This is a genomic window from Cyanobium sp. Cruz-8D1, assembly GCF_024345975.1.
In the GTDB taxonomy this organism is placed as follows: Bacteria; Cyanobacteriota; Cyanobacteriia; order PCC-6307; family Cyanobiaceae; genus Cyanobium.
Map to the genome: position 1 here is coordinate 1 of NZ_JAGQCD010000043.1, position 22,479 is coordinate 22,479.

Below are 22,479 nucleotides of genomic sequence, written 5' to 3' on the forward strand. Positions count from 1 at the left end.
GGTGCGCGTGCGAGAGATCAACCCAGCGCCAGCTTGAATCCATCAACACGCGCAAGCAAATAAGCCGTAGTGAGTAGCACCTGCAGACAATGATGGCCCGTTCGCAACCAGAACTGGCCTGCTGGGCAGTCTGCGTGCCTAAACTGGAGAGTGCAACAGCTCAACCGGTTCGTGCTGCCGGCTGTAGGACATTTCACCTAGGGCAGAAGCCAAAGAAAACCTAAAAAATGGCCTGATTCTTCTGCAGTGGGCCCAGGGCCTCAACGTTGCAGGCTTGTTCAACTGCGGATAGATCGTGGCTGCGCACGATCTATCCATATTCGTTATCCGGTGCTCAAGGGACTCCAGGCCGGGGCCCGTGTCATCACCTCCAACCTGATCAACCTCCGTAACGGCGCGCCCGTCAAGGTCAACTGAATCCTGCCTGATGTCACCTTCGAACACGTTCATCCTCAGGCCGGTGCTCACCACGGTGTGCAGCCTGTTGATCGTGATCTCCGGTCTGATTGCGATCCCGCTGCTGCCGATCGAGAACCTGCCTGATATCGCGCCGCCGACGGTGCGGGTCACCTCCCGCTATGTGGGGGCTGATGCGGTCAGCGTCGAGCAGGGCGTCACCAGCGTGCTCGAGCAGCAGATCAACGGGGTGGAGAACATGGAGTTCATCACCTCCAACAGTGCGGCCGATGGCTCCAGCTCCATTTCTGTCACCTTCGCCAGCGGCAGCGACGGTGACATCAACCAGGTGAATGTTCAGAACCGGGTGTCCCTGGCCCAGCCCAGCCTGCCGGAGGAGGTGCGGCAATCCGGCATCACGGTGAACAAGGCCTCGAACTCCATCCTGCTCGTTTACAACTTCACCAGTGAAGATCCGCAACAGCAATTCAGCCTGGAAACCATCAGCGGGCTCCTGGATCAGAATCTCACTGACGCCGTGCGAAGGGTTCAGGGTGTCGGTGAACTCACCTACTTCGGCAACCGCCAGCTGGCCTTCCGCCTCTGGCTCGACCCGGACCGCCTGGCGGCCAACAAGCTGAGCGCTGCCGATGTGGTGCAGGCCCTGCGCAGCCAGAACCGTCTGGTGCCCGTCGGACGCATCGGCGGCGCCCCCGCTCCCCAGGGCCAGCAGTTCACCCTGACGGTGCAGCTGCAGGGACGGCTGCGGACCACCGAGGAATTCGGGGCGATGATTCTGCGCTCCACCGCCGATGGCGGCCTGGTGCGCCTGAGCGATGTGGGTCGGGTGACCCTGGGGGGTGAATCCTTCGACATCGAGGCCTCTGACCTGCGCGGTGTGCCTTCGGTGGGTATGGCGATCTACCAGCTCACCGGCAGCAATGCCCTCGACGTCTCCAGTGGCGTGGAGGAGGTGATCAAGGAATTCGAGGAAGTCATGCCAGTGGGCATGACGATCCAGAAGATCTACGACAACACCGAATTCGTCGAGGCCTCGATCGACGGCGTCACCACCGCCCTGCGCGAAGCCGTGGTGCTGGTGGTGCTGATCCTGTTCCTGTTCCTGCAGAACTGGAAGGCGACCCTGGTGCCTGCCATCGCCATCCCGGTGGCCCTGGTGGGCACGTTCCTGTTTGTGCTGGCGTTTGGCTTCACCCTCAACCAGCTCACCCTCTTCGGTCTGGTGCTGGCCGCAGGACTGGTGGTGGATGACGCCATCACCATCATTGAAGACACTTCCACGAAGAAAGCCTCCGGGCTGAGTGCGCTGGAAAGTGCCAAGTCCACCATGGATGAGTTGTTCGCTGCGGTGATCGCCACCTCACTGGTGTTGTTCGCGGTGTTCGTGCCGGTGCTGTTCTTCCCTGGGGCCACAGGAACGATCTACAAGCAGTTCGCTGCCACGATCATCTTCTCGATCCTGATCTCCACCTTCAACGCCCTCACCTTCTCGCCGATGCTCTCGGCCCTGTTGCTGGCCCGGGAGAGCGAGCCCCCCAGCCGCCGCACCTATGCCATCTCCGGGGTGTTCGTTGGTTTCGTTTACGGCTTGCTCGCCAGTGGCGGTGGCACTTTGGTGGCCATCGGGGTTCTGGCGTTGGCCACGGGGATCGGCTACGGCCTGCATCTGCTCACGCGACTACCCCTGCGGCTGCCCTTCGCCATCGGTGGTGCCGTCTCGGCCCTGCTGCTGGCGGGGGTCAACAGTCGCCTTGAGGTGCTGATCTACACCCTGATCGGCGGGGGCCTGGGTTGGGGCGCTCCATTCCTCTTCCGCCGTTTCAACATCATCTATGCCGGCGTGGAGCGCCGCTATCACGCCGGGCTGGGCTGGGTGCTCGGTAAGCGTCGTCTCATGATGGCTCTGCTGGCCGGTGGCATCGTGCTCACTGGTTACGCCTTCACCTCCATTCCAACGGGCTTCGTGCCGGTGGAGGATCAGGGCTATGCGATTGGTTTCGTGCAGGCTCCCGATGGAGGTTCCCTTGAAAACACCCGCCGCATCAACCAGCGTGTGGCCGAAATCCTGCGCAGCGAGAAGGACATCACCACGGCGGCGGTGTTCAGTGGCGCCAGCCTCGATGGCAACGCCCCCAACCGAGGTTTGTTCTTCTTCGGCACCCGTAACTGGGATGAGCGCACCTCCAATGACCAGTCGGTGGCGGCGATCACCCAGCGCCTCAACCGCAAGCTTTCGGTGATCGAGGAGGCCCGGATCATCGTGGTCGAACCCCCCGCCATTCCTGGCTACGGCACGGGCGCCGGCTTCGAGATGCAGATGCTTAACCGCAGCGGCGGTGCCCTCACCCCGGCCGATTTCTTCGCCGCGGCGACCCAGTTGGTTGGCAAGGCCAACCAGAGCGGCCTGTTCGACCGGGTGTTCACCCAATTCTCCCCTGAGGCCCCCCAGCTGCAGATCCTCGTCGACCGTGATCGGATGGCGGCCCTGGGGGTCGACTACGGCACGGCGATGCAGACCTTCAGCTTCAACATCGGTTCGTTCTATGTCAACGACACCTTCGATGCCGGCAGGGTGCGCCGCATCTTCGTGCAGGCCGATGAGCGCTACCGCTCCAATCCCGATCAGCTTAAATCTCTGTATGTGCCCAATGCCAGCGGCGAACAGATCCCCCTCTCGGAGTTCATCCAGGTGGAGTCGGTCACCGGTCCTTCGGTGATCCCCCGCTTCAACCTGTTCCGCTCCATCAAGGTGGAGGGGTCCGCCCTGGCCGGGCGCAGCTCTGGCCAGGCCATCAAGGACATCCAGGATCTCTTCAACAACCTCTCCACCACTGGTGTCGGCTACGACTGGACCGGTATCTCACGGGAAGAGGTGAACGCGGGTGCCTTGGCGATTGTGATCTTCGCTCTTGGGATCCTTGCGGTGTATCTGGTGCTTTCCGCCCAATACGAGAGCTACAGCGATCCCCTCATCATCCTGATGACCGTGCCGACGGCCATGCTCGGCGCCCTGGCTTTCCTGGCCCTGCGGGGTGAAGTGCTCAACATTTACGCCCAAGTGGGCCTGGTGATGCTGATCGGCCTGGCGGCCAAGAACGGCATCCTCATCGTTGATCTCGCCAACCAGCGTATGCAGGAGGGTGCCAGTGCCCTGGAGGCGGCACGGGCCTCGGCCCTGTCCCGCTTCCGGCCGATCCTGATGACCGCGATTTCCTCCCTGTTCGGCTTCCTGCCCCTTGTGCTGGCCACCGGCGCCGGTGCCCGCAGCCAGGCGTCTCTGGGTACGGTGGTGTTTGGAGGTCTGGCCGTGGCCACCGTGCTGTCCCTTTTCGTGGTGCCGGTGTTCTATGTCGTGGTGAAGCAGCTCTCAGATTCTTCTTCGCAACCGCCGGCCGAGGTGCCGGTGGGCGGAGGTTCCTGATGCCGGCTCCCTGCCCACCCCTGAGTGGCCGGCGGGTGCTCTTTGCAGGCATGATCACGGGTCTGGCGGGGTTGGCCATCGCCCATTTTCTGCGCGCCATTGTGGCCAATACCCCCCTGCGGATCACCCCAGAGGCCTTGTTCTGGAGCGCCGTGGTGCTGGGGGGGTTCGGGGTGGTGGCCGGCATGGCGGTGGAGGCGGTGCGCCAGCTGCAGGAATCCAACCCAGAGCCCGATTATCACCGGCGCCATGGCCGGCGTGGTGGGCCCGGCCCCCGCGCCTGAGGGCCGCAAGGCGAGGCGGACCACTGGGGTGATGGAGGCTTTTCCGGTACGTTGCAGAGGTATGGATCAGTTCAGTGCGCTGGCAGGCTTTCCCCCCCCTCCTTCCCGTGGCGCTGCTACTGGCCTCCTGCGGTTCTACTAAGCCCGAGGCCCGCCAGCCGCTGGTGGTGCAGACCGTGACGGTGGGGGAGTTTCGTTTCGCCCCGGGGATCGAGACGATCAGCGTCATCGAGTCCACCTCCAATGTGGTGATGCGGCCCCAGTCGGATGGCCGGGTGGTGCGCATCCTGGCCACAGAAGGCCAGCGGGTGAAGGCGGGCCAGCCCATCCTCGTGCTCGACAACGTGCAGGAATCGGCCACGCTTGATGCGGATCGGGCCGAGGCCATCAAGGATCGCGTCAACGCCGAGCGCTACGTCTTCCTCAATGAGCAGGGGGCCGTCTCGACCAAGGATCGGGACGCCTACATCACCCAGGCGATCCAGAGCCGGGACCAGGCCCGCTCCAGCGCCGCCACCCTGGGCTACAAGTTCGTCACAGCCCCCATCGACGGGGAGATCGGCAATCTCGATTCGGTCAAGCTCGGCGATTACGTGCGTCAGGGCCAGGCGATCACGGGAATCGTGAATAACAGCTCCCTCTGGACCCTGATGGATGTGCCGGCCACCCAGTCCAGCCAGGTGAAGATCGGCCAGCCTGTACAGGTGGAGAGCCAGGGCAATCCACCGGTGAAGGGCGTGGGCCAGGTGGTGTTCGTTTCTCCCTACTTCGCCACCGCCACCGAGCAGGGCTCTTCCACCCAGCCCAACACGGTGCTGGTGAAGGCGGTGTTTCCGAATCTCACCGGAATCCTGAAGACCGGCCAGTACGTGCGCAATCGCATCATCACCGGCATCAGCGACCAGCTGGCGGTTCCGGTCGAGGCGGTGATGATGCAGGCCCAGCAGCCCTTCGTGTACAAGGTGCTGCCCCTCTCCACAGTCCTGCCCCAGATCAAGGCTTCCGATCAGTTGTTGCCTGCCCAGAAACAGCAGCTGGAGAAATTGCCTGGCACCACGCCCGTGGTGGTACAGACGGCGGTGAAGCTCGGCAAGCTGCAGAACAATGCCTATCCGGTGCTCTCCGGCCTGGCCAAGGGAGATGAGGTGGTGGTGAGCAACACAGCCCTGTTGCGTTCCGGCATGCCGGTGCGGCGGGCGACGGCCCCTGCGGGGAGCTGAGCGAGCCGATGTCGTTCTCCGATAACTTCATCAAGCGGCCGGTCCTGACCACCGTCTGCAGCATCCTGATCGTGCTGGTGGGCCTGATCGCCATCCCGACGCTGTCGATCGAGAATCTTCCCAATATCGCCCCCCCGTTGATCCAGGTGACCTCCAACTACGGAGGCGCTAATTCCCTGGTCACCGAACAGGCGGTGACCAACCCCATTGAGCAGCAGATCAACGGAGTTCCAGGCGCCAATTATATTTCATCCACCAGCAATATGTCTGGGACGAGCACGATTCAGGTCTTCTTCAACGAAGGCACCGATATCAATATCGATCAGGTGAACGTGCAGAACCGCGTCTCCCTGGCCATGCCGCAATTGCCCCAGCAGGTGCAGGCCACAGGGGTTTCGGTGATACAGAGCACCCCCTCCATTCTGCTGGCTTACCAGGTGTCTTCAACGGAGGGCCAGTTTGATGCCTCCTATCTCAATGGTCTGATCTATAAGAATCTGTATTTTCAGCTGGAACGGGTGCCCGGTGTAGCCCAGGTTAATCTTCTCGGTGGTAGCAATCCAGCTTTCTGGTTGTTCGTTGATGCCAATAAGCTGACAGCCAACAACCTCACCGCCGATCAGGTGGTGAGTGCGGTGAGCAGCCAGAACAGCGTGGCGATCGGTGGCCTGGTGGGCGGACCGCCGGCCGGTGGAAACCAGAAGTTTGCCTACCCGATCCTGGTGGAGAACAACGGCAATCTGGTGTCGGTTGAGGAGCTCAACAATCTGATCGTCGGCCGCACGCCCGCCGGCAACCTGCTGCGGCTCAAGGATGTTGGTGAAGCCACCTATGGCACCAACACCTACGCCCAGCAGGCCGTCAGCATCGAAGGCCACCCCTCGATCACGGTGGCCGTCTTCCAGACCCCCGAGAGCAATGCCCTCGATGTCTCGAACCAGGTGGTGGCGGTGATGAACCAGTTCAGCCAGACCGTCCCGCCGGGAGTCGATGTCTTCGAGATTTACAACATCGGCCAGTTCATCGAATCGGCCGTGGAGGGTGTGATCGATGCCCTGGGTCTGGCGATTGTGCTGGTGCTGCTGATTCTGTTCCTGTTCCTGCAGGACTGGCGGGCCACGGTGGTGCCCAGCCTGGCCATCCCGATCTCCCTGATCGGCACGTTCGCCTTCGTCAAGATCTTCGGCTTCTCGATCAACCAGCTCACCCTGCTGGGACTGGTGTTGGCCACGGGCCTGGTGGTGGATGACGCCATCGTGGTGATTGAGGCGGTGGAAAAGAACCTGGAGAAGGGGATGCGCCCACGCCAGGCCGCCATGGCCTGCATGGGCGAGCTGTTCGGGGCCCTGGTGGCCACGGCCCTGGTGTTGATGGCGGTGTTCGTGCCCGTGGCGTTCTACCCCGGCGGCATCGGCATCATCTACAAACAGTTCGCCCTCACCATCGCCTTCTCGATCGCCATCTCCGCCTTCAATGCGCTCACCTTCTCGCCGATGCTCTCAGCCCTGCTGCTGAGGAGCCAGAAGTCGGCACCGCCGGGCCGGGTGGTGGGCATCGTCGGCGGTGTGGTGGTCGGTCTGGCTTTCGGCCGTTTCAGTGCCGCCTCCTTCGGCAGCATCACCTACGTGGTGGGCGTGGTGGTGGGTGTGCTGGCCGGAGCCAATCTGGTCTGGATCTTCAACCGCTTCAACGCCTTCTTTGCACGCCTGGAGCGTGGCTACGCCGCGATGGTGGCGGCCCTGATCGCCAGACGACGCTGGATCCTGGTGGGTCTGGGCGGGGGCATCGCCCTCACCCTGTTTGCTTTCTCCGCCCTTCCCTCCGCCTTCATCCCGGAAGAAGACCAGGGCTATGGCATGGGGATCTTCCAGCTCCAGAACGGCGCCTCCCTCAGCCAGACCCAGGCCACGGGGCTGGAGGTGGCCAAGGTGCTCAATGCCGAGCCCGAGATCATCGCCGGTTCGGTCGTGAGCGGCTACGGATTCAATGGTGCCAGCCCTGATCAGGGGGTGTTCTTCTTCGGCTTCAAGCCACTGGCGGAGCGCAGCGGTGCCGAGCAGAAGGCACCGGCGATCGTCAACCGGCTCAACGCCAAGCTGAGCCAGATCAGCTACGGCATGGTGGTGGCGGCCCAGCCCCCGGCGATCCCTGGCTTCTCAGCCCAGGGCGGCTTCTACTTCCAGTTCAACGATCTCAGCAATGGGGCCTTCAGCTTCAACCAGTTGGATGACCAGGCCAAGCAACTGATCCAGGCCGGCACGGCCAGTGGTGGTTTCTCGACGCTCTACACCCAGTTCATCCCCAGTGCCCCGGCCTTCGGGTTGAAGATCGATCGATCGATCCTGGGTGCCCTCAACGTCGACTTCCAAAAGGCGATGCAGACTATCGCCGTGCTGGCGGGCAGCAATTACTCCGGACTCACCTATGAGAGTGGCCAGGTCAGGAACATCTACGTGCAGGCGGCTTCAGAGAACCGCAGTTCCCTGGAGGATGTTCTCAGTTACTACGTGCGCAGCAAGGACAACAAGTTGGTTCAGGTGTCGGAATTCGCTTCGTCTGAGCTCACCAGCGCGCCCCCGGTGATCAGCCATTTCAACCTCTACCGCACCATCCTGATCCAGGGGGCCGAGGCGATCGGAACGAGTTCCGGGCAGGCCCTGATCAAGATTCAGGAGCTCTTCCATGCCCAGGAGTTCAACAACATCGGCTATGCCTTCACCGGTCTGGCTGCCCTGCAGCTCTCGGCGGGCAACGCCAGCGTGCTGGTATTCGGCCTGGGGATCCTTGTGGTTTACCTGGTGCTCTCGGCCCAGTACGAGAGCTATGTGACCCCGGTGATCATTCTGATGACCGTTCCCCTGGCCATGCTCGGAGCCCTGGCGTTCCTGGCCCTGCGCTCGATCGATCTCAACATCTACGCCCAGGTGGGTCTGGTGACCCTGATCGGGCTGGCGGCCAAGAACGGCATCCTGATCGTCGAGGTGGCCGAGCAGCACATGAAGGAGGGCATGACCGCCGCCGAGGCCGCCATCGCCTCGGCAGAGTCGCGGCTGCGGCCAATCCTGATGACGGCCATCGCCGCCCTGGCCGGCTTCCTGCCCCTGGTGGTGGCCACCACCGCAGGGGCCAACAGCCAACAGTCCCTGGGGACCGTGATTTTTGGTGGCCTGCTGGTGGCCACAGTGCTCTCTTTGGGGGTGGTGCCACCCTTCTACGTGGTGGTGAAGGCCCTGGAGGCCCGCTGGTTCGGGGAGTCCGACGCCGACCAGGCGGATCTGATCGTTGCCCAGGACCAACCCCCCGTCTAGGCGGTGTAACGAAACAGGCGCTGGGCCGGCTTCGCCATTGCGGTCGCTGGGCCAGGCCGTGAGGATCTCCGAAAGGGGTTGTGGAGAGATCACCATGCTGCCGACGCTTGCCGAACGGTTGCGAGAGCAGCAGGCCAAGACCAGGAGTCGGCCGCCGTCGCGCCAGCCCTGGCCCCTGCCCACCGAGCCGCCCACCGCCCTGTTGTTCCAGCCGCGTCCACACAAGGCTGATCCGGTCACTGTGGCCACTCCGGAAGCCGTCGAGGCTGCGGAATCCGTACCCGTGGCCCATGCCCTGAAGGAACCTGAGATCGTGTCGCCGACTCCGCCCCAGACCAGGACAGTTCTGGCCGAGGCGCTGCTGCTGCTCTTCTGGGCCGTGCTGGTGCTGATCGATGGGGCGTTGGCGCTGGCCTCCCTGATCGACCGCGTCGCGCCCCGTGAGCGCAGACGGCCGGGGCTGCAGCGTCCATGGATCACTCCGGCGGCGTCATCCTCCGCAGGCGTTTCTGATCCTGCCGTGGACAAGGAGGCCAAGGCGTTGCTGCAGGGATGCCGCTCGTTGGCCACCTCGTTGTGAAGCAACTTTGTAACGTGTTGATGTAACACTTCTTTGATACATTGCGGCCGTCTGTCTGGCGATCGTCGGGCCCGGTTTGGCGCGCACCTCTGGTAGTTTCGTCGTACAGAGAGCGGTGGCGATCGTGAGTCGAAAGGTCGTGGCATTGAAAGGGTTTCTGATCGCCCTTGCTTTTTGCTTCGCTGGCTTCGGCTTTAACCCCGAGGCGTTTGCCCAGGCGGTCCCGCCTGTCCGCAGTGTGCGGGTCGTCCAGGGGGACACGCTTGAGGCCTTGGCTGCCCGCTACGGGGTGACTGTGCAGGAGTTGATGCGACTCAACAAGATCACCAAGCCCGAGGAACTGCAGATCGGCCAGTCTTTGAAGCTGCCCGCCTCCAAGGGCCTGGTGCAGGTGCGCACGGGCGACACGCTGGCGGTCCTGGCGGGCCGCCACCGCACCACCGTGGCGGAGCTGCAGAAGGCCAACCCAGGCGTGAAGCCTGGCCAGCTGACGGTCGGCGCCTGGCTGAAGCTGCCGCCGGCGCCTGCTGCAGCAACCACGGCCAAGCCTGCTGCCAAGCCCTCTTCTGCTGCCAAGCCCTCGGCTCCGGCCAAGGCCCCGGCTCCGGCAAGTCCGCCGGCGGTGAAGGCTCCGATCCCCACATCGCCCCCTTCGCCCCTGTCGCCGAAGCCTGCCGAAGCGGTTCGCTGGAAGTTCTATGGCAACACCCTCGTCGACTGGGGCGGCTGGAAGCTCCATCCCGGTGGGGTTCGGCTCAGCTTGGTCCAGCCCACCCCGGCGGAGGTCGGACCGATACGGGCGCAGGCGACGGCCGTGGCGGTGCATTGCAGCAGCCTGCGCCAGGCCTGGTTGATCAACGGGGCCTGGGAACCCTGGGCGGTTCCGGAGGGGCGTTCGGTGGCCCAGCAGATCGTCCTGGATCTCTGCGCCAACGTCAGCGACCCCACCGCACCGGCCGTTCTGCCCCCTTCCGCCCCTTGAGGGCTGGGCCACCAGCAGCGTCAGCGGAGGAAGTGATCGTGATCACTTCCTCGGTGATTGTTCGTGGGTGTGAGCTAGAATCAACCTTCCGTAGTTGCTGCCTTTTTCGGTGACCTATTGCATCGGCTACTGGTTGGAGAAGGGCCTGGTTATGGTCTCTGATTCACGCACGAATGCGGGAGTTGATTACATTTCAAGCTACAGTAAGATGCACGTCTTTCAGCCGTCATCGGATCGGCTGTTCGTACTCCTGGCGGCCGGAAATCTGGCCACCACCCAGGCTGTGGTCAGCTGGATCCGCCGCGATCTCGATCGCCCCACCGAGGCCTTTGGCGCGGGGGGCAGGGATCTGCGCTCCTGTGATTTCCTGTTCGAAGCGGCTGCCTACGTTGGCCGGGTGAGTGTGGCGGTGCAGCAGGAGAATGGCGCTGCCCTGCAGCAGGCGGGGGCCAGTGCGGGGGCCTCATTCATCCTGGGCGGCCAGATTGCCGGGGAGGCCCACGGTCTGTATCTGGTCTATTCGCAGGGCAACGCCATCATGGCCACCCGCGAAACGCCCTACCTGCAGATCGGTGAGACAAAATATGGCAAACCACCCCTCGATAACGTCGGTCATACCAACCTGTCCCTCGAGGATGCCGCCCGGCTCTGCCTGATTTCGGAGGTGCTCACCCAGCGCTCCAATCTCAGCGTGGGACCGCCGTTCGAGTTGGCCATCATTCCCACGAACGCCCTGGCGATTGCTCATCAGTTGACCTTTGGGGCGGAGGCTCCAGAGCTTGCCGCCATGATCGAGACCTGGAGCGACGCCCAGCGGGAGGCGCTGCATCGCCTGCCCAGCTTCCCCTGGGAGCACTCGCCGCCGGACTGAGTCGAGCGATCCTTGCGCACGGCCACTGACGCCTCCAGCACTTTCAGCACACGTCTCCCCCTATGTGGTCTGTCTCCGAATGGGTGTCCAACGGCCACCTGCCCACCGCCGAGGTGGTGCAGGATCTGGTGGCCGAGGCCCATCGCCGCTTCGCCCCTGTTCTCGATGGCCAGGTAGCCGACTACATCCCAGCCCTGGCGGTCGCGGTTCCCTGGCATTTCGGTGTCTGCGTATCGAGTTGCGGTGGCGCCCTGTTTGAAGCGGGCGAGGCCCGGGAGTCCTTCAGCATCCAGAGCATCTCCAAGCCGTTCCTCTTCGCGCTGATCTGCCAGGCCATCGGTGAGGAGGCGGCCCGCGAGAAGCTCGGCGTCAACAGCACCGGCCTGCCGTTCAATTCGGTGCTGGCGGTGGAGCGCAGCGGCCAGGGCCTCTCCAATCCGATGGTGAATGCTGGGGCGATCGCCGCCACCAGCCTGGCGCCAGGGGCCAGCAGCGAGCAGAAGTGGGCCTTCATTCAGGACGGCTTCTCCCGCTTCGCCGGCCGGCGGCTGGAGATCGACCAACAGGTTTTCGATTCGGAATTGGCCACCAATCGGCGCAACGTCGGTCTGGCCACCCTGCTCAGCGACCATGACCGCATCTGGTGGGATCCCGACGAAGCCACCGAGCTCTACACCCGCCAGTGTTCCCTCAGCGTCACGGCCGCCGACCTGGCGGTGATGGCCGCCACACTGGCCAACGGAGGGCGTCAGCCGGTCACGGGCGAGAAGGTGATCGCAGCCATCCACTGCCAGCACGTCTTGGCGGTGATGGTCACCGCTGGATTGTACGAAACCTCCGGCGACTGGCTGTATGCCACCGGCCTGCCGGGGAAGAGCGGGGTGGCCGGCGGCATGATCACGGTGGCCCCGGGGAAAGGGGGCCTGGCCACCTATTCACCGCCCCTGGATGAAGCGGGTAACAGTGTGCGCGGCCAACTCACGGCGCGCTTCCTCTCGGAGCGGCTGGGTCTCAATCTGTTCGCCTCCAGAGCAGAGGGTAATAGCTGAACCAAGGCGGCTGCAAGGGAGGAGCAGGCCCTGGATACCTACAATCAGCTTCAGCATGGGCCTCTTGCCGCCATGATCAGTACCACCAATCTCGTGCGCTATCTCCTACTGGTGGCCTGCATCGGCGTCACGGTGGTGATCTTCAATTACTTTTCAGGCACGATTGCGGTGTTCACGGCAGCCGCCATCGTGGCGGCGCTGCTCAACATCCCGGTGCAATGGCTGTGCCGCTATCTGCCGCGGGGATGGTCGATCACCGCCGTTTCCTGCGGCGCCTTGATCCTCCTGGTGGGCTTCGTCACTGGCATTGGCCTGCAGGTGCTGAATCAGGGCCAGGGTCTGCTGCTGGATCTGCAAGGCACCTTGAAGCAGCAGGACCTCACGCCCCTGCATCAATACCTCAAAACCTATGGATTCGACAGAATCACCACGCTGCTGCAGGAGGGCCTGCTGACGGGACTGGGGTTGTTGCAAACCGTGTTTTCCGGGGTCTTCACGATTATTTTTGGTGCGGTGATCAGTCTCTACATGCTGATCGACGGCGAGAAGCTCTGGAAAGGATTCCTGGGGCTGATTCCTGCGCAGCATCGTGATCGTTTCGCCGAGACCTTTCTCCAGAGCGTCCTGGGATTCATTCGCGGTCAGCTGCTGCTGATGGTGTTTCTGACCATCTCAACGGCCGTGATCTTCCCGCTGCTGGGTGTGAAGTACAGCTTGATTCTGGCCGTCATTGTGGGGGTCCTTGATGTGATCCCCGGGATCGGTGCCACCCTGGGCATCATTTTGATCTCGGTGATGGTCTTCTCCACCCAGGGGGTAGACATCGGCTTGCGGGCCTTGATCGCTTCGCTGATTCTCGGTCAGATTCAGGACAACATCGTCCATCCCAGGGTGATGGGCAAGGCGATGGCGCTCAATCCGGTGATTCTGTTCCTGGCGCTGTTCATCGGTCAGCGGGTCGCTGGCCTGTTGGGGGTGTTCCTTTCGATCCCTCTGGCTGGCATGATCGCCATCTGGTTCCATGCAGAACTCCAGCGGCAGGATCCTGCCGTTCTCACCCCAGCAGGCGATGCCTAGTCCTAGACCGCGCACTCGCCCGAAGGCGGCGCTGCGTGGTGTTGGCATTCTGCTGTCATGCTGGTCTTCGCTGATCTCTTTGGCTCCACCCATGACTGTGATGCGTGCGATCACTCCGATCCTCCTGACCCTCGTCGCAACGGCGGCCACAGGTGTGCCTGCTGCGCAGGCCAGCTGTCGCTTCCTGATGCCGCTCGGGGGCGGCGGCAATCCGGTCGTCTCGAAGCGCATCGGCCCTGACAGGCTCGTGGGTCGGACGAACTGGAACACCGACTTCATCGTTGATCGTGAGTTTCGCCGGTATCGCTTCTTCTTCACGTCGGCCTCCAGCGAGCGTGCCAGCTTCCCGGTGTCCGGATTCATGGTGTTCACCGACGGCAGCAACCTGCAGGTCATCAACGAAACCCCGACCTTCGAACCTGGAACCGGCCGGATGTTCGGGCCTTTCCAGGCCGTTCCCGGCAAGCGCACCAGGCTGATGAATTTCCGCGTCGGGTCTTCCACCACGCCAGCCGCCCTTGGATTCAGTTATCGCATCTCTGTTCAGGGTTGTGACTGATTCCCCATGCAGTTTGAAAGTTTCGCGACCTTCAACATCGCCATCGTGGTGCTGGCCATCGGTCGCTGGCTGAATCGAAAGGTCGCTTTCCTGCGGGAGTTCAATATTCCAGAGCCGGTCACCAGTGGGTTGCTCGTCTGCATCCTGCTGGCCCTGATCCATGGTTTCACAGGCCTGGAGATTGGTTTCAACCTGCAGACGCGGGATTTTCTACTGCTTTACTTCTTCGCGGCGATCGGTCTCACGGCTGACATCAAGATGCTGCTCTCGGGCGGCTGGACGTTGCTGATCCTCGTGGTCAGCACCGTCGTGTTCATCATCCTCCAGAACCTCACCGGGGTGGGTATGGCCAAGCTACTGGGCTTCAACCCCCTGGTGGGGTTGCTGGGCGGTTCGGTGTCGATGCTCGGCGGCCACGGCACGGCGATCGCCTGGGCGCCGACGTTCGTGAGTGTTTTCGGCATCGACAATGCCAAGGAAATCGGCATCGCCTGCGCCACCTTCGGTCTGGTGCTGGCCTCTCTGATGGGCGGCCCGATCGCCAGGATTCTCATCCGCGGCAACAAGTTAAAGCCCGAAAAGATCGTTCCATTCGAAGACGGTTCTGCTGAGCCGGGGGCCTCTGCCAAGCCTGCCGCCTGGGAGCCCGTCACCTATTTCAGTCTGCTGCGAACACTTTTCTGGCTGAACATGAGCCTGGGCCTTGGTGAACTGCTGTTCAAAGCCGTTGAAGCCAGCGGCGGCAAACTGCCTTTGTTTGTCTGTTGTCTGTTCGCGGCGATCCTGCTCACCAACACCGTGCCGCGCCTGCTGCCGATCGGTTTCCTGGCCGCGCCCCGATCGCTGGCGATTGTGTCGGACATCTCCCTGGGCATCTTCCTGACGATGTCCCTGATGAGCCTGCAGTTGTGGACGATCGCCTCTTTGGCGGGTCCGATCCTTGCCATCCTCGCTGCCCAGTTCACGATCGCTTTTCTGTACGTCATGGTTGTGGTGTTCCGGGCGATGGGAAGTGATTACGAAGCGGCTGTGATCTGTGCTGGTTTCGCGGGCTTTTCCCTGGGGGCTACCCCCACGGCGATGGCCAACATGTCGGCGGTGGCTCAGAAGTACGGTCCAGCTCGCCGGGCCTTCATCGTGGTGCCGCTGGTGTCGGGCTTCTTTGTGGACATCAGCAACGCCGTGGTGATTCAGCGCTTTCTCAACTGGCTCAGCTGATCCCGCAGCAGCTCAGAAGCGCAGCGTCGTCCGGATCAGTCCGGCCCATGCCCCCAGGCTGGTTTCCCCCGAAGCGGCGGGAAAGAGCAGGGCCTGGGACGGGTCCGCGCTCCCGCCGAGGGCCCCACGCGGCCGGCTCAGCCAGAAGAGCGCCGGCGTCACCGAGAGCTCATCGCTGACCTGGATCCGATAGAAGAGCTCGAAGGCCAACCCCCGGTCGTCGGGGTCGCTCTGGCTGGGCGTCTGGATCGCTATCACGTGGGCGGGGGAGCCGGCGGCGAACCCCAGGCTGTTGCCCGCCCCCAGCACATCGCTCCAGACCAGGCCGGTGTACCAGGAGCGGCTGCGCACCCCCGAGAGGCCCGCTACCGCCGGGGTTCCGAAACGGAACCTGTCCTCTCCCCAGCCGGCGCTGATCGAGGGGAGCCAGCCGGAGCTGCGGGGCTGCCAGTACCCCGCCAGCGACCAGGATCCGAGGCTGCCATCGCGGCCGCCGGCCGCCAGCTGGCTGGCCAGGGGGGTGCCCCGGAGTCGGACCTGGGGGCCGCTCAGGCTGTAGGCCCCGGTGATGTTCCACTGGGGGCGGCTCAGGGCCAGTTGCAGGGTGCTGGTCTGGGAGGAGGACCCTGAGAACAGACCGCCTCCCTGCTGGGAGCCCCCCGCCCGACTGGCCACGTAGGCGTAGCCCAGGCTCAGCCCCTGCAGATCGCCGGTGGGCTGCCACCAGAGTCCGAAGCCTCCCCCCAGGCGCTTGCTGTAGGTGCCCGGCGATCCGGCGTACTGAAACAGGTCCAGGATCGGAGACGTGTTGTAGACGCTCGGCCAGACGGGGAGCATGTCGAGCTGCATGATCCGCGGCCCGAAGCTGACGCGGATCTCCGGGCTGAGCGGCAGCTGCAGGTAGGCCCTGTTGATGCTGACCAGCCCACCTGGGCACCCCTCCTCGCCGGCGCCGCAGGCCGGTTCCTGGAAGGCCACATCCAGCCGGCTCAGGGGGGTGGGCGGGTTGGAGAAGAAGCCGGAGGAGGCGAAGTCGCCACTGCGCAGGCGAATCCGGACCAGGTCCTGGCCTGTGAAGCTCGTGTCGACCGTCAGACGCAGCTCGTGGTTGAAGCTGACGCCGTTCAGCAGCGGCGCCCCAGCGGCGGTGTTACTGGCGCTGTCCACCTCGCTGCCGCTGTATTGGAGGGCCCCCAGGACGCCATTGATCTGCAGGTTGACCGTGGTGGTGGGGGCGAAGCGGGTAGCCTCCAGGGCCTCCGGCTGCTGAACCGGCATCACCGGCGCGTCCTGGGCTGGCAGGGGTGCGGCGGCAGCGCCGATGCAGGCCGCCGCCAGCCCGGCAACGGTGGCGCCAGGGGGCCTCATGGCGCCTGGCTGCTCAGGTGATCACGGTGGGCCGCTCCATCCCGGTCCGCACCTTGATCTCGGCCAGCGCGTCGATGGCGGCGATCAGATCCCCCAGGGCCAGCTGGGGGTTCAGGCCGAGGTCGCCACTGGGGGGGACGTAGCTCTCCAGGTACACCCGCAGCGTGGCGCCTTTGGTGCCGGTGCCGGAGAGGCGCAGCACCACCCTGCTGCCGTCGTCGAGCAGCACCCGCAGGCCCTGGCCCTTGCTGATCGAGCCATCCTCCGGGTCGATGTAGCCGAAATCGTCGGCGGCCCGGATCGTGCGGCCGGCGAAGGCCTGGCCCGGCAGGCCGGCCAGCATCCCAGAGACCCTGTCGTAGAGGCCATGGGCGGCCTCACTGGCCACGGCTTCGTAGTCGTGGCGGGAGTAGTAGTGGCGCCCGAAGCGACTCCAGTGGCCCGCCATCACCTCGGCCACGGAGCAGCCGCGCACCGCCAGGATCTGCAGCCAGAACAGCACGGCCCAGAGGCCGTCCTTCTCGCGGATGTGGTTGCTGCCGGTGCCGAAGCTCTCCTCGCCGCAGAGGGTGATCCGACCGGCATCGAGCAGGTTGCCGAAGAACTTCCAGCCCGTGGGGGTCTCGAAGCAGGGGAGGCCCAGCTCGGCGGCCACCACGTCGGCGGCGGCACTGGTGGGCATTGAGCGGGCCACGCCGGCCAGGCCATCCGCATAGCCGGGGGCCAGGGTGGCGTTGGCGGTGAGCACGGCCAGGCTGTCGCTGGGATTCACGAAGCAATCCCGGCCCAGGATCATGTTGCGGTCGCCGTCGCCGTCGCAGGCGGCGCCGAAGTCGTAGGCGCTGCCGGCCAGCAGCAGGTCGGCCAGCTCGTGGGCGTAGGTGAGGTTGGGGTCAGGGTGGCCGCCGCCGAAGTCCGCCAGGGGCAGTCCGTTGCGCACCGTGCCGGCCGGGGCCCCCAGCAGCCCTTCAAACAGGCGGGAGGCGTAGGGGCCGGTGACGGCATGCATGGCATCGAAGGCGATGCGGAAGTCGCCCCGCAGCAGGGCGGCGATGCGGTCGAAGTCGAACAGCTTTTGCATCAACGCCACGTAGTCGTCGACCCCGTCGATCACCTCCACGACCATCGCGCCGATGCTGGTGGTCCCGGGGACGTCCAGGTTCAGGGGCTCGGCGTCGAGGATCCGGTAGCCCTCCAGGCTGAGGGTGGCGGCATGGATGGCATCGGTGACCGATTCCGGAGCCGGCCCGCCGTTGGCGCCGTTGATCTTGACGCCGAAGTCACCGTCCAGGCCGCCGGGGTTGTGGCTGGCCGACAGGATGATGCCGGCCACGGCGCCGCGGCTGCGGATCAGGTGAGAGGCGGCCGGTGTGGAGAGGATGCCGCCGGTGGTGGTGATCAGGCGGCTGACCCCGTGGGCCGCCGCCATGCGGGCGATGACGCTGATGGCCGGGATGTTGCCGAAGCGGCCGTCACCGCCCACCACCAGGGTGCCCCCCTCGACCCCGGGCACGACCCGCAGGGAGGCCTCGATGAAGCTCTCCAGGTAGTGGGGGGTCTGGAACTGGCGGGTGCTCTTGCGCAGACCGGAGGTGCCGGGCTTCTGGTCGTCGAAGGGGCGCTCCAGCGCCACCTGACGCAGCTCGGTCGTCTTCGCCATGGCCGGCGTCCTGGGGAGTCGGGGACGACCCAAGTTACCTCCGGCGATTGTTCCCGCTCCTGCTGCTGGTGGCGTCGACAGGGCTGGCTAGCGTGGGCTGAATTGCATTGACCCCATGGCGCCACGGTTGCTCCCCACCGCCCTGCGCATGGCCGCTGCCCTCGGTGCCACCGCCGCCGTCGCTGTGGCCGGAACTGTCGTGCTCAGCCTGTCCTCGGCGCGGGCGGCGGTGATGGGCGCCGCGAAGGCCCTTCCCTATGCCGAAGCGGTCGACCGCACCCACACCGCCGCGGAGGCGGTGCTGGCCGGAGCCGGGGCCGAATCCTGCCTGCGGGGCAAGCTCACCAATGCCCTGCTGGGGCTCTCGAGCAGCTGTGAGGCCAGCGGCGATCGCAACCCCCTCTGCCAACTGGCCGACAAGGCTGTGGTCGTGACCCCGATGAGCCTGGCCTTCCTGCGCGACACGTCGACCCAGTTGCTGGCGTTGATCGAGGCACCGGGGGCCGGAAGTCCCCAGCCCTCAGCCAGGAGCTGCAGCGCCTGCTGACCGGTCCACGCTTCAGTTTTGATTGGGACTGATCAGGTTCAGGCCTCCCTGGGGTTTCGGGGCATCGCTGCCTGCAGGCTTGGCTGCCGGCAACTGCTGGCGGCAGACGGCCGTAAGGCTGCGGGCGGCCCGGTCGATCGGTTCGCGCCGCTCGAAGCTGTTGCTGGCGGCCACCACCGACCGCTGACGGATGGTCCAGAGCGTGTCCTTGCAGCTGGCGGGCAGGCGCGGGTGGTCGAGCAGGGGGTTGGCCAGGCTGCGGGCCTTGTCGCAGGCTTCCGCCGTGTTTTCGCGGCTGCAGGCCAGGGTGATCAGCTGCAGGGAACGGAAGTCGGCGGAGGGCGGAAAGGGGGGTGGCTCCGACGCGGCCCGCAGCGGTGAGGCCCCCAGGAACGGCAGGCTCGCCAGCAGGGCCAGGTGCGGCAGGGACAGGCCCTGGCGGCGTGGGCCGGGGTGGGTGACGCAAACGGTCCGGTCCATGGCTGGCGGGGAGGTCCCCCAATCATGGCCGCCGTTCAGGGGCCGTGCCGATCGCTTCGCGGCCGTGGCGCAACTCCTGCTGCGTGGCTCGCCAGCGCCGCTCCAGCAGGGGGCCGCTCCAGCGGGCGGTGCGGGCCAGCAGACCCCGCAGCCGATGCCGCCGCCGCAGCAGATCGGCCCGGCGGGCCTCCTGCTCCTGCAGCTGTTGAATCCGCCGGATCTCCGGCAGCCGCGCGGCGGTGATCGCCGCTGTGGCCGCCTCAATGGCCGCAGGTCCACCCGCCAGCAGGGCGGGTCCCAGGTGCCGGTCGGCCACCAAGGCATCGCGCAGGGCCATGTTGATCCCCTGGGCCCGCAGCGGGCTCATCGGGTGGGCGGCATCGCCGAGCAGCAGCAGGCCGGGCCGTTGCCAGCGCGGGCAGAGCCCCACCCGCACCGGCAGCCGCACCGGCCCCTGCACGGCCACCTCTGCCAAGGCTCGCAGCCGCTGGGCCAGGGGCTCGGGGGCGTCCCTGGCCCAGAGCTCCAGCCAGGCCCTGGGGCTGGCCGGGGTGGGGGCCTGGGCGGGTCGGCCCGGCGCGATCGCCCAGCCGAGCTGCACGCCGCCGCGGGCGGAGGGGAACAGGGCATAGCTGCCGGCGGCGCCCACCACGGTCACGAAGCGGCCGGCCAGCCAACCCACGAGTGCCTCGGCCGCTGGGGCCTCGAGCCGGAACCAGAGCACGTCGAGGGGGCTGGGGGCGCTCTGCAGCGCCAGCTCCGCCTTGCGCCGCAGCAGCGACTCCCGGCCATCACAGGCCACCACCAGGGCGGCCTCCAGGCCGGTGCCGTCCGCCAGACGCACCCCGGCAACGCGGCCGTTGTGCAGCAGCAGGTCGGTGACGGCCTGGCCATCGCGGCAGCGGAAGCCGGGCTGGCGGCCCGCCTGGTTCAGCAGTTCCCGCAGCAGGGAGTCCTGGTCGATCAGGGTGCAGGGGACGGGACTGCCCATCGGCTCGGCCGCCTCGAACAGGAGCTGGCCGTCAAGGAAGAAGCTCCAGGCCGTCAGGGGGCGCTGGGCCACGGCCACTGGCAGCGGCTCCAGACCCATGGCGGCCAGGGCCGCCAGGCCGCTGGGCATCAGCCCCTCGCCGCGGAAGGGCCGGCCGCCACGGAGGGTGGCCTCGATCAGGTCGACCTGGAGGCCGCGGCGGGCCAGCAGCAGGGCCAGGCTGGCTCCGGCCGGACCGGCCCCCACCACCACCACCCGGGCGGAGGCGTCTCCAGAGGGGCTGTTCAGGTGAAGGAGTTGTAGTTGAGGCCTTCCTCGGGGTTGGGGGTGTCTGCCCCCTGGAGGGAGTTCTTCATCTTGAGCAGGTAGTCGACCAGTTCCTGCTGAACGGTCAGAAGCTCGCTGGTGCAGCCCCGGAAGGCGGCCCGGTGGCGGATTTCGTCGTGGCGGGTGTGCAGGTCCCGCAGCATCAGGTTGATGGCATCCAGGCGTGGGGTGACCTGGCGGGAGCTGGCGGTGGCGCTGGGAGTGGCGGCGGGAGTGGACACCGGGTCCATGGATCGTGTGCTAGGCGTTAAGGAATCGTAGTCGTCACCCCGGGCGCGGCTTCGGCAGCCCTCTGCGTTCCGCTGCCGCAGCTGCGCCGCCGCTGTTCCATGCGACGCGCCAGCCGGCCGCTGATGCCCAGTTCGGCCCCGCGCCAGAGGCGGTCGACTTCCGCTTCGAAGTGGCGCGCCAACAACGGGGAGCGGATCAGCAGCAGGGTTTCATCATTTTGGAACGCGGCACTGGGGCTCCAGTTGAAGCTGCCGCTGATCACGGCACGGCCATCGAGCACGGCGAATTTGTGGTGCAGCTTGTCGCCCCGGGCCAGCTGGGGCGTGCCGACTCCTTCCAGGGGCTGGCTCCAGGGCCGGTTGCGCGCTTCGATCTTGCAGTTGTGGTCGGGCAGGGTCACGCCGAGCAGGTCGAGGGTTTCGCTGAAGGCCCGGTTGGCGAAGCCCGGATCGGCCAGCAGGCGGATCTTCACGCCCCGGCCATGCAGCTCCTGCAGCCGGTCGGCCAGGTTCTGGCCGGAGAAGACGAACAGGGCCAGATCGAGGCGCCGGTTGGTGCTGGCCAGCTTGGTCTCCAGCCAGGCCAGGCCGTGGTTGGGATCGCGGCGGCGGTGGGGGGTGAAGAGTACCTCCACCGAGGTGCCGGCCACGTCGACCACCTGGGCGCCGCCAGCTTGCTTGGCGATGCCGAAGCGGCTGTCCGGTTGGCCGCCGGGGCCATCGCCCCAGAGCCGGGCGAATTCGGCGGCGAACACCCCGGCCAGGGCGGGACTGTCGAAGCGCAGCAGGTGGTTGACGTTGCCGCGGGTGCTGGGCGCGCCCGCATCGCCGTGGACGCAGGAGGGGCTGAAGTTGGCCGATCCGGTCACGACCACCCGGCCATCGACCACCAGGAACTTGTGGTGCATCAGGCCGCTGCCGCGGCTGCCGTCGGCCGTGTCGTCAAGCACCGGCACGCCGGCCCGCTGCAGCACGGCAACGGCGTCCCCTTGGCCGAGGGCCGCCAGCTGCAACTGGCGCTGGCGCTGGTGGGGCGGCAGATCCACCGGGTGCTGTTGGCTCCAGGGGGCGCTGTAAAGGTTCTCGAGCACCACCCGCACCCGCACGCCCTGGCGGTGCCGTTCCGCCAGGGCTTCGGCCAACGCCGGCAGGGAGAGCTCCTGCACTGCCACCAGGATCTCCTGGCGGGCCTCGCGGATGCTTTCGAGCAGCAGCACCTCCAGGTCATCCCCCTGGCGCCATTGGCCGCTGATCGGGCTGCGGTAGCGGCTGTTGCCGCGGTGGTTGAAGGCCACCCGGATGCCCGCTGGCAGGGGCAGGGCCTGGGGCGATCCGCCACTCAGGGCGGCGGGTGCGGGGCCGCAGCCCCCGAGGAGCACGGGGACCGCCAGGCCGGCGAGGGCCCCGGGAGCAGGCCGGAAGGCACGGATGCAGAAAGCAGGGGCCATGGGCTGGAGGGCGCGGGACAGTCCGCTGCTTCAGCCTTCCCGGTGGCGGTCGCCACTGAGGTGCCTCAGTGGTGGCAGGGTATCTCCGAGGTGCGGAGCATGGCGGCGAACCAGAGCGTGCCGATCACCACCGCGGCGATCACCCCGGAGGCGATGCTGACCCGCAGCATCAGGATCGGCACCACCAGCGGGAAGAGGATGGTGCCGGCCATGGGAGTCAGGGCCACGACCAGCTTGAGCAGGCCGCGGTTGGAGCTGGCGGTGCTGTCCATCAGAACCACTCGGCCACGGCCTGGCTGGCGGGGTTGCTGTTGTCTTCCGGCGTCGAGCGGCGGAACTCCATGGTGATGCTGCGCTTCTGCTCGCCGTCGGCGGCGAGGGCCTCGATCGGATAGAGCTGCTGGCCATCGCGGAAGGGCACCTGCACCCGGAAGGTGCCATC

The 22,479-nt window shown here is 65.8% G+C and carries 19 protein-coding genes and 1 pseudogene; 12 read left to right on the forward strand and 8 right to left on the reverse strand.

What is annotated here, in order from left to right; genetic code table 11:
• The first annotated feature begins 427 nt into the window (after nucleotides 1-427).
• From KBZ33_RS17855 to gltS, 11 genes are all read left to right on the forward strand, one after another.
• On the forward strand, nucleotides 428-3,838 hold the full coding sequence (locus KBZ33_RS17855; RefSeq protein WP_254954630.1) for an efflux RND transporter permease subunit: 3,411 nt from the start codon (nucleotides 428-430) through the stop codon (nucleotides 3,836-3,838).
• Nucleotides 3,838-4,122 carry a hypothetical protein gene (locus tag KBZ33_RS17860; RefSeq protein WP_254954631.1) on the forward strand — a complete coding sequence of 95 codons (285 nt, stop codon included), beginning with the start codon at nucleotides 3,838-3,840 and terminating at the stop codon, nucleotides 4,120-4,122. Before KBZ33_RS17855 ends, KBZ33_RS17860 begins: the two co-directional genes overlap by 1 nt.
• Nucleotides 4,123-4,229: 107 nt before the next feature.
• Entirely contained in the window at nucleotides 4,230-5,342 is a 1,113-nt protein-coding gene (locus tag KBZ33_RS17865) for an efflux RND transporter periplasmic adaptor subunit (protein ID WP_254954632.1), read from the forward strand.
• An 8-nt stretch (nucleotides 5,343-5,350) separates the two neighbouring features.
• Nucleotides 5,351-8,650 carry an efflux RND transporter permease subunit gene (locus KBZ33_RS17870; RefSeq protein WP_254954633.1) on the forward strand — a complete coding sequence of 1,100 codons (3,300 nt, stop codon included), beginning with the start codon at nucleotides 5,351-5,353 and terminating at the stop codon, nucleotides 8,648-8,650.
• A gap of 94 nt (nucleotides 8,651-8,744) precedes the next feature.
• Nucleotides 8,745-9,230, forward strand: coding sequence for a hypothetical protein (locus tag KBZ33_RS17875; RefSeq protein WP_254954634.1), 486 nt, complete (start codon nucleotides 8,745-8,747; stop codon nucleotides 9,228-9,230).
• 124 nt (nucleotides 9,231-9,354) lie between these two features.
• A complete protein-coding gene (locus KBZ33_RS17880; RefSeq protein WP_254954636.1) occupies nucleotides 9,355-10,212 on the forward strand; it encodes a LysM peptidoglycan-binding domain-containing protein in 858 nt (285 codons plus the stop codon).
• A 208-nt stretch (nucleotides 10,213-10,420) separates the two neighbouring features.
• Nucleotides 10,421-11,083, forward strand: a complete 663-nt coding sequence (locus KBZ33_RS17885; RefSeq protein ID WP_254954637.1) for a 20S proteasome subunit A/B — start codon at nucleotides 10,421-10,423, stop codon at nucleotides 11,081-11,083.
• Nucleotides 11,084-11,166: 83 nt separating this feature from the next.
• On the forward strand, nucleotides 11,167-12,132 hold the full coding sequence (gene glsA, locus KBZ33_RS17890; protein ID WP_255011880.1) for a glutaminase A: 966 nt from the start codon (nucleotides 11,167-11,169) through the stop codon (nucleotides 12,130-12,132).
• Nucleotides 12,133-12,204: 72 nt separating this feature from the next.
• Nucleotides 12,205-13,209 (forward strand): AI-2E family transporter, encoded by a 1,005-nt coding sequence (locus tag KBZ33_RS17895; protein WP_254954639.1) that lies wholly within the window; start codon nucleotides 12,205-12,207, stop codon nucleotides 13,207-13,209.
• Nucleotides 13,210-13,300: 91 nt separating this feature from the next.
• Nucleotides 13,301-13,768, forward strand: a complete 468-nt coding sequence (locus KBZ33_RS17900) for a hypothetical protein (protein ID WP_315859231.1) — start codon at nucleotides 13,301-13,303, stop codon at nucleotides 13,766-13,768.
• Between the two features lie 6 nt (nucleotides 13,769-13,774).
• Complete coding sequence (gltS, locus tag KBZ33_RS17905; RefSeq protein ID WP_254954640.1) at nucleotides 13,775-14,986, forward strand: sodium/glutamate symporter; 1,212 nt, start codon at nucleotides 13,775-13,777, stop codon at nucleotides 14,984-14,986.
• Nucleotides 14,987-14,998: 12 nt separating this feature from the next.
• Here gltS and KBZ33_RS17910 read toward each other — a convergent pair whose 3' ends face one another.
• Nucleotides 14,999-16,354, reverse strand: coding sequence for a carbohydrate porin (locus KBZ33_RS17910; protein WP_254954642.1), 1,356 nt, complete (start codon nucleotides 16,352-16,354; stop codon nucleotides 14,999-15,001).
• 13 nt (nucleotides 16,355-16,367) lie between these two features.
• Nucleotides 16,368-18,014, reverse strand: a complete 1,647-nt coding sequence (locus tag KBZ33_RS17915) for an alpha-D-glucose phosphate-specific phosphoglucomutase (protein WP_254954643.1) — start codon at nucleotides 18,012-18,014, stop codon at nucleotides 16,368-16,370.
• Nucleotides 18,015-18,129: 115 nt separating this feature from the next.
• Here KBZ33_RS17915 and KBZ33_RS17920 point away from each other — a divergent pair, with 115 nt between their 5' ends.
• Entirely contained in the window at nucleotides 18,130-18,561 is a 432-nt protein-coding gene (locus KBZ33_RS17920) for a hypothetical protein (RefSeq protein WP_254954645.1), read from the forward strand.
• A 12-nt stretch (nucleotides 18,562-18,573) separates the two neighbouring features.
• Here KBZ33_RS17920 and KBZ33_RS17925 read toward each other — a convergent pair whose 3' ends face one another.
• The 6 genes and pseudogenes from KBZ33_RS17925 to KBZ33_RS17950 all read right to left on the reverse strand — a co-directional run.
• Nucleotides 18,574-19,041 (reverse strand): hypothetical protein, encoded by a 468-nt coding sequence (locus KBZ33_RS17925; protein ID WP_254954646.1) that lies wholly within the window; start codon nucleotides 19,039-19,041, stop codon nucleotides 18,574-18,576.
• 22 nt (nucleotides 19,042-19,063) lie between these two features.
• A complete protein-coding gene (locus KBZ33_RS17930; protein ID WP_254954647.1) occupies nucleotides 19,064-20,278 on the reverse strand; it encodes an FAD-dependent monooxygenase in 1,215 nt (404 codons plus the stop codon).
• 38 nt (nucleotides 20,279-20,316) lie between these two features.
• Complete coding sequence (locus KBZ33_RS17935) at nucleotides 20,317-20,589, reverse strand: hypothetical protein (protein WP_254954648.1); 273 nt, start codon at nucleotides 20,587-20,589, stop codon at nucleotides 20,317-20,319.
• Between the two features lie 17 nt (nucleotides 20,590-20,606).
• The gene (locus tag KBZ33_RS17940; protein ID WP_254954649.1) at nucleotides 20,607-22,037 is read right to left on the reverse strand and encodes a phosphatidylserine/phosphatidylglycerophosphate/cardiolipin synthase family protein; all 1,431 of its coding nucleotides are present in this window, start codon (nucleotides 22,035-22,037) and stop codon (nucleotides 20,607-20,609) included.
• A gap of 65 nt (nucleotides 22,038-22,102) precedes the next feature.
• Nucleotides 22,103-22,309, reverse strand: a complete 207-nt coding sequence (locus KBZ33_RS17945; protein WP_254954650.1) for a hypothetical protein — start codon at nucleotides 22,307-22,309, stop codon at nucleotides 22,103-22,105.
• A pseudogene (locus KBZ33_RS17950) lies at nucleotides 22,309-22,479 on the reverse strand (DUF4912 domain-containing protein); the annotation flags it as partial. The pseudogene KBZ33_RS17950 and the gene KBZ33_RS17945, both read right to left, overlap by 1 nt.

Bases quoted from the DNA above. Each gene is read 5' to 3' on its own strand.
- KBZ33_RS17875 (WP_254954634.1), top strand. From the start codon at position 8,745: ATGCTGCCGACGCTTGCCGAACGGTTGCGAGAGCAGCAGGCCAAGACC.
- KBZ33_RS17915 (WP_254954643.1), bottom strand. From the start codon at position 18,014: ATGGCGAAGACGACCGAGCTGCGTCAGGTGGCGCTGGAGCGCCCCTTC.
- KBZ33_RS17860 (WP_254954631.1), top strand. From the start codon at position 3,838: ATGCCGGCTCCCTGCCCACCCCTGAGTGGCCGGCGGGTGCTCTTTGCA.
- KBZ33_RS17945 (WP_254954650.1), bottom strand. From the start codon at position 22,309: ATGGACAGCACCGCCAGCTCCAACCGCGGCCTGCTCAAGCTGGTCGTG.
- KBZ33_RS17920 (WP_254954645.1), top strand. From the start codon at position 18,130: ATGGCGCCACGGTTGCTCCCCACCGCCCTGCGCATGGCCGCTGCCCTC.
- KBZ33_RS17910 (WP_254954642.1), bottom strand. From the start codon at position 16,354: ATGAGGCCCCCTGGCGCCACCGTTGCCGGGCTGGCGGCGGCCTGCATC.
- KBZ33_RS17935 (WP_254954648.1), bottom strand. From the start codon at position 20,589: ATGGACCCGGTGTCCACTCCCGCCGCCACTCCCAGCGCCACCGCCAGC.
- KBZ33_RS17870 (WP_254954633.1), top strand. From the start codon at position 5,351: ATGTCGTTCTCCGATAACTTCATCAAGCGGCCGGTCCTGACCACCGTC.
- KBZ33_RS17885 (WP_254954637.1), top strand. From the start codon at position 10,421: ATGCACGTCTTTCAGCCGTCATCGGATCGGCTGTTCGTACTCCTGGCG.
- KBZ33_RS17855 (WP_254954630.1), top strand. From the start codon at position 428: ATGTCACCTTCGAACACGTTCATCCTCAGGCCGGTGCTCACCACGGTG.
- KBZ33_RS17925 (WP_254954646.1), bottom strand. From the start codon at position 19,041: ATGGACCGGACCGTTTGCGTCACCCACCCCGGCCCACGCCGCCAGGGC.
- gltS (WP_254954640.1), top strand. From the start codon at position 13,775: ATGCAGTTTGAAAGTTTCGCGACCTTCAACATCGCCATCGTGGTGCTG.
- KBZ33_RS17900 (WP_315859231.1), top strand. From the start codon at position 13,301: ATGACTGTGATGCGTGCGATCACTCCGATCCTCCTGACCCTCGTCGCA.
- KBZ33_RS17940 (WP_254954649.1), bottom strand. From the start codon at position 22,037: ATGGCCCCTGCTTTCTGCATCCGTGCCTTCCGGCCTGCTCCCGGGGCC.
- KBZ33_RS17895 (WP_254954639.1), top strand. From the start codon at position 12,205: ATGATCAGTACCACCAATCTCGTGCGCTATCTCCTACTGGTGGCCTGC.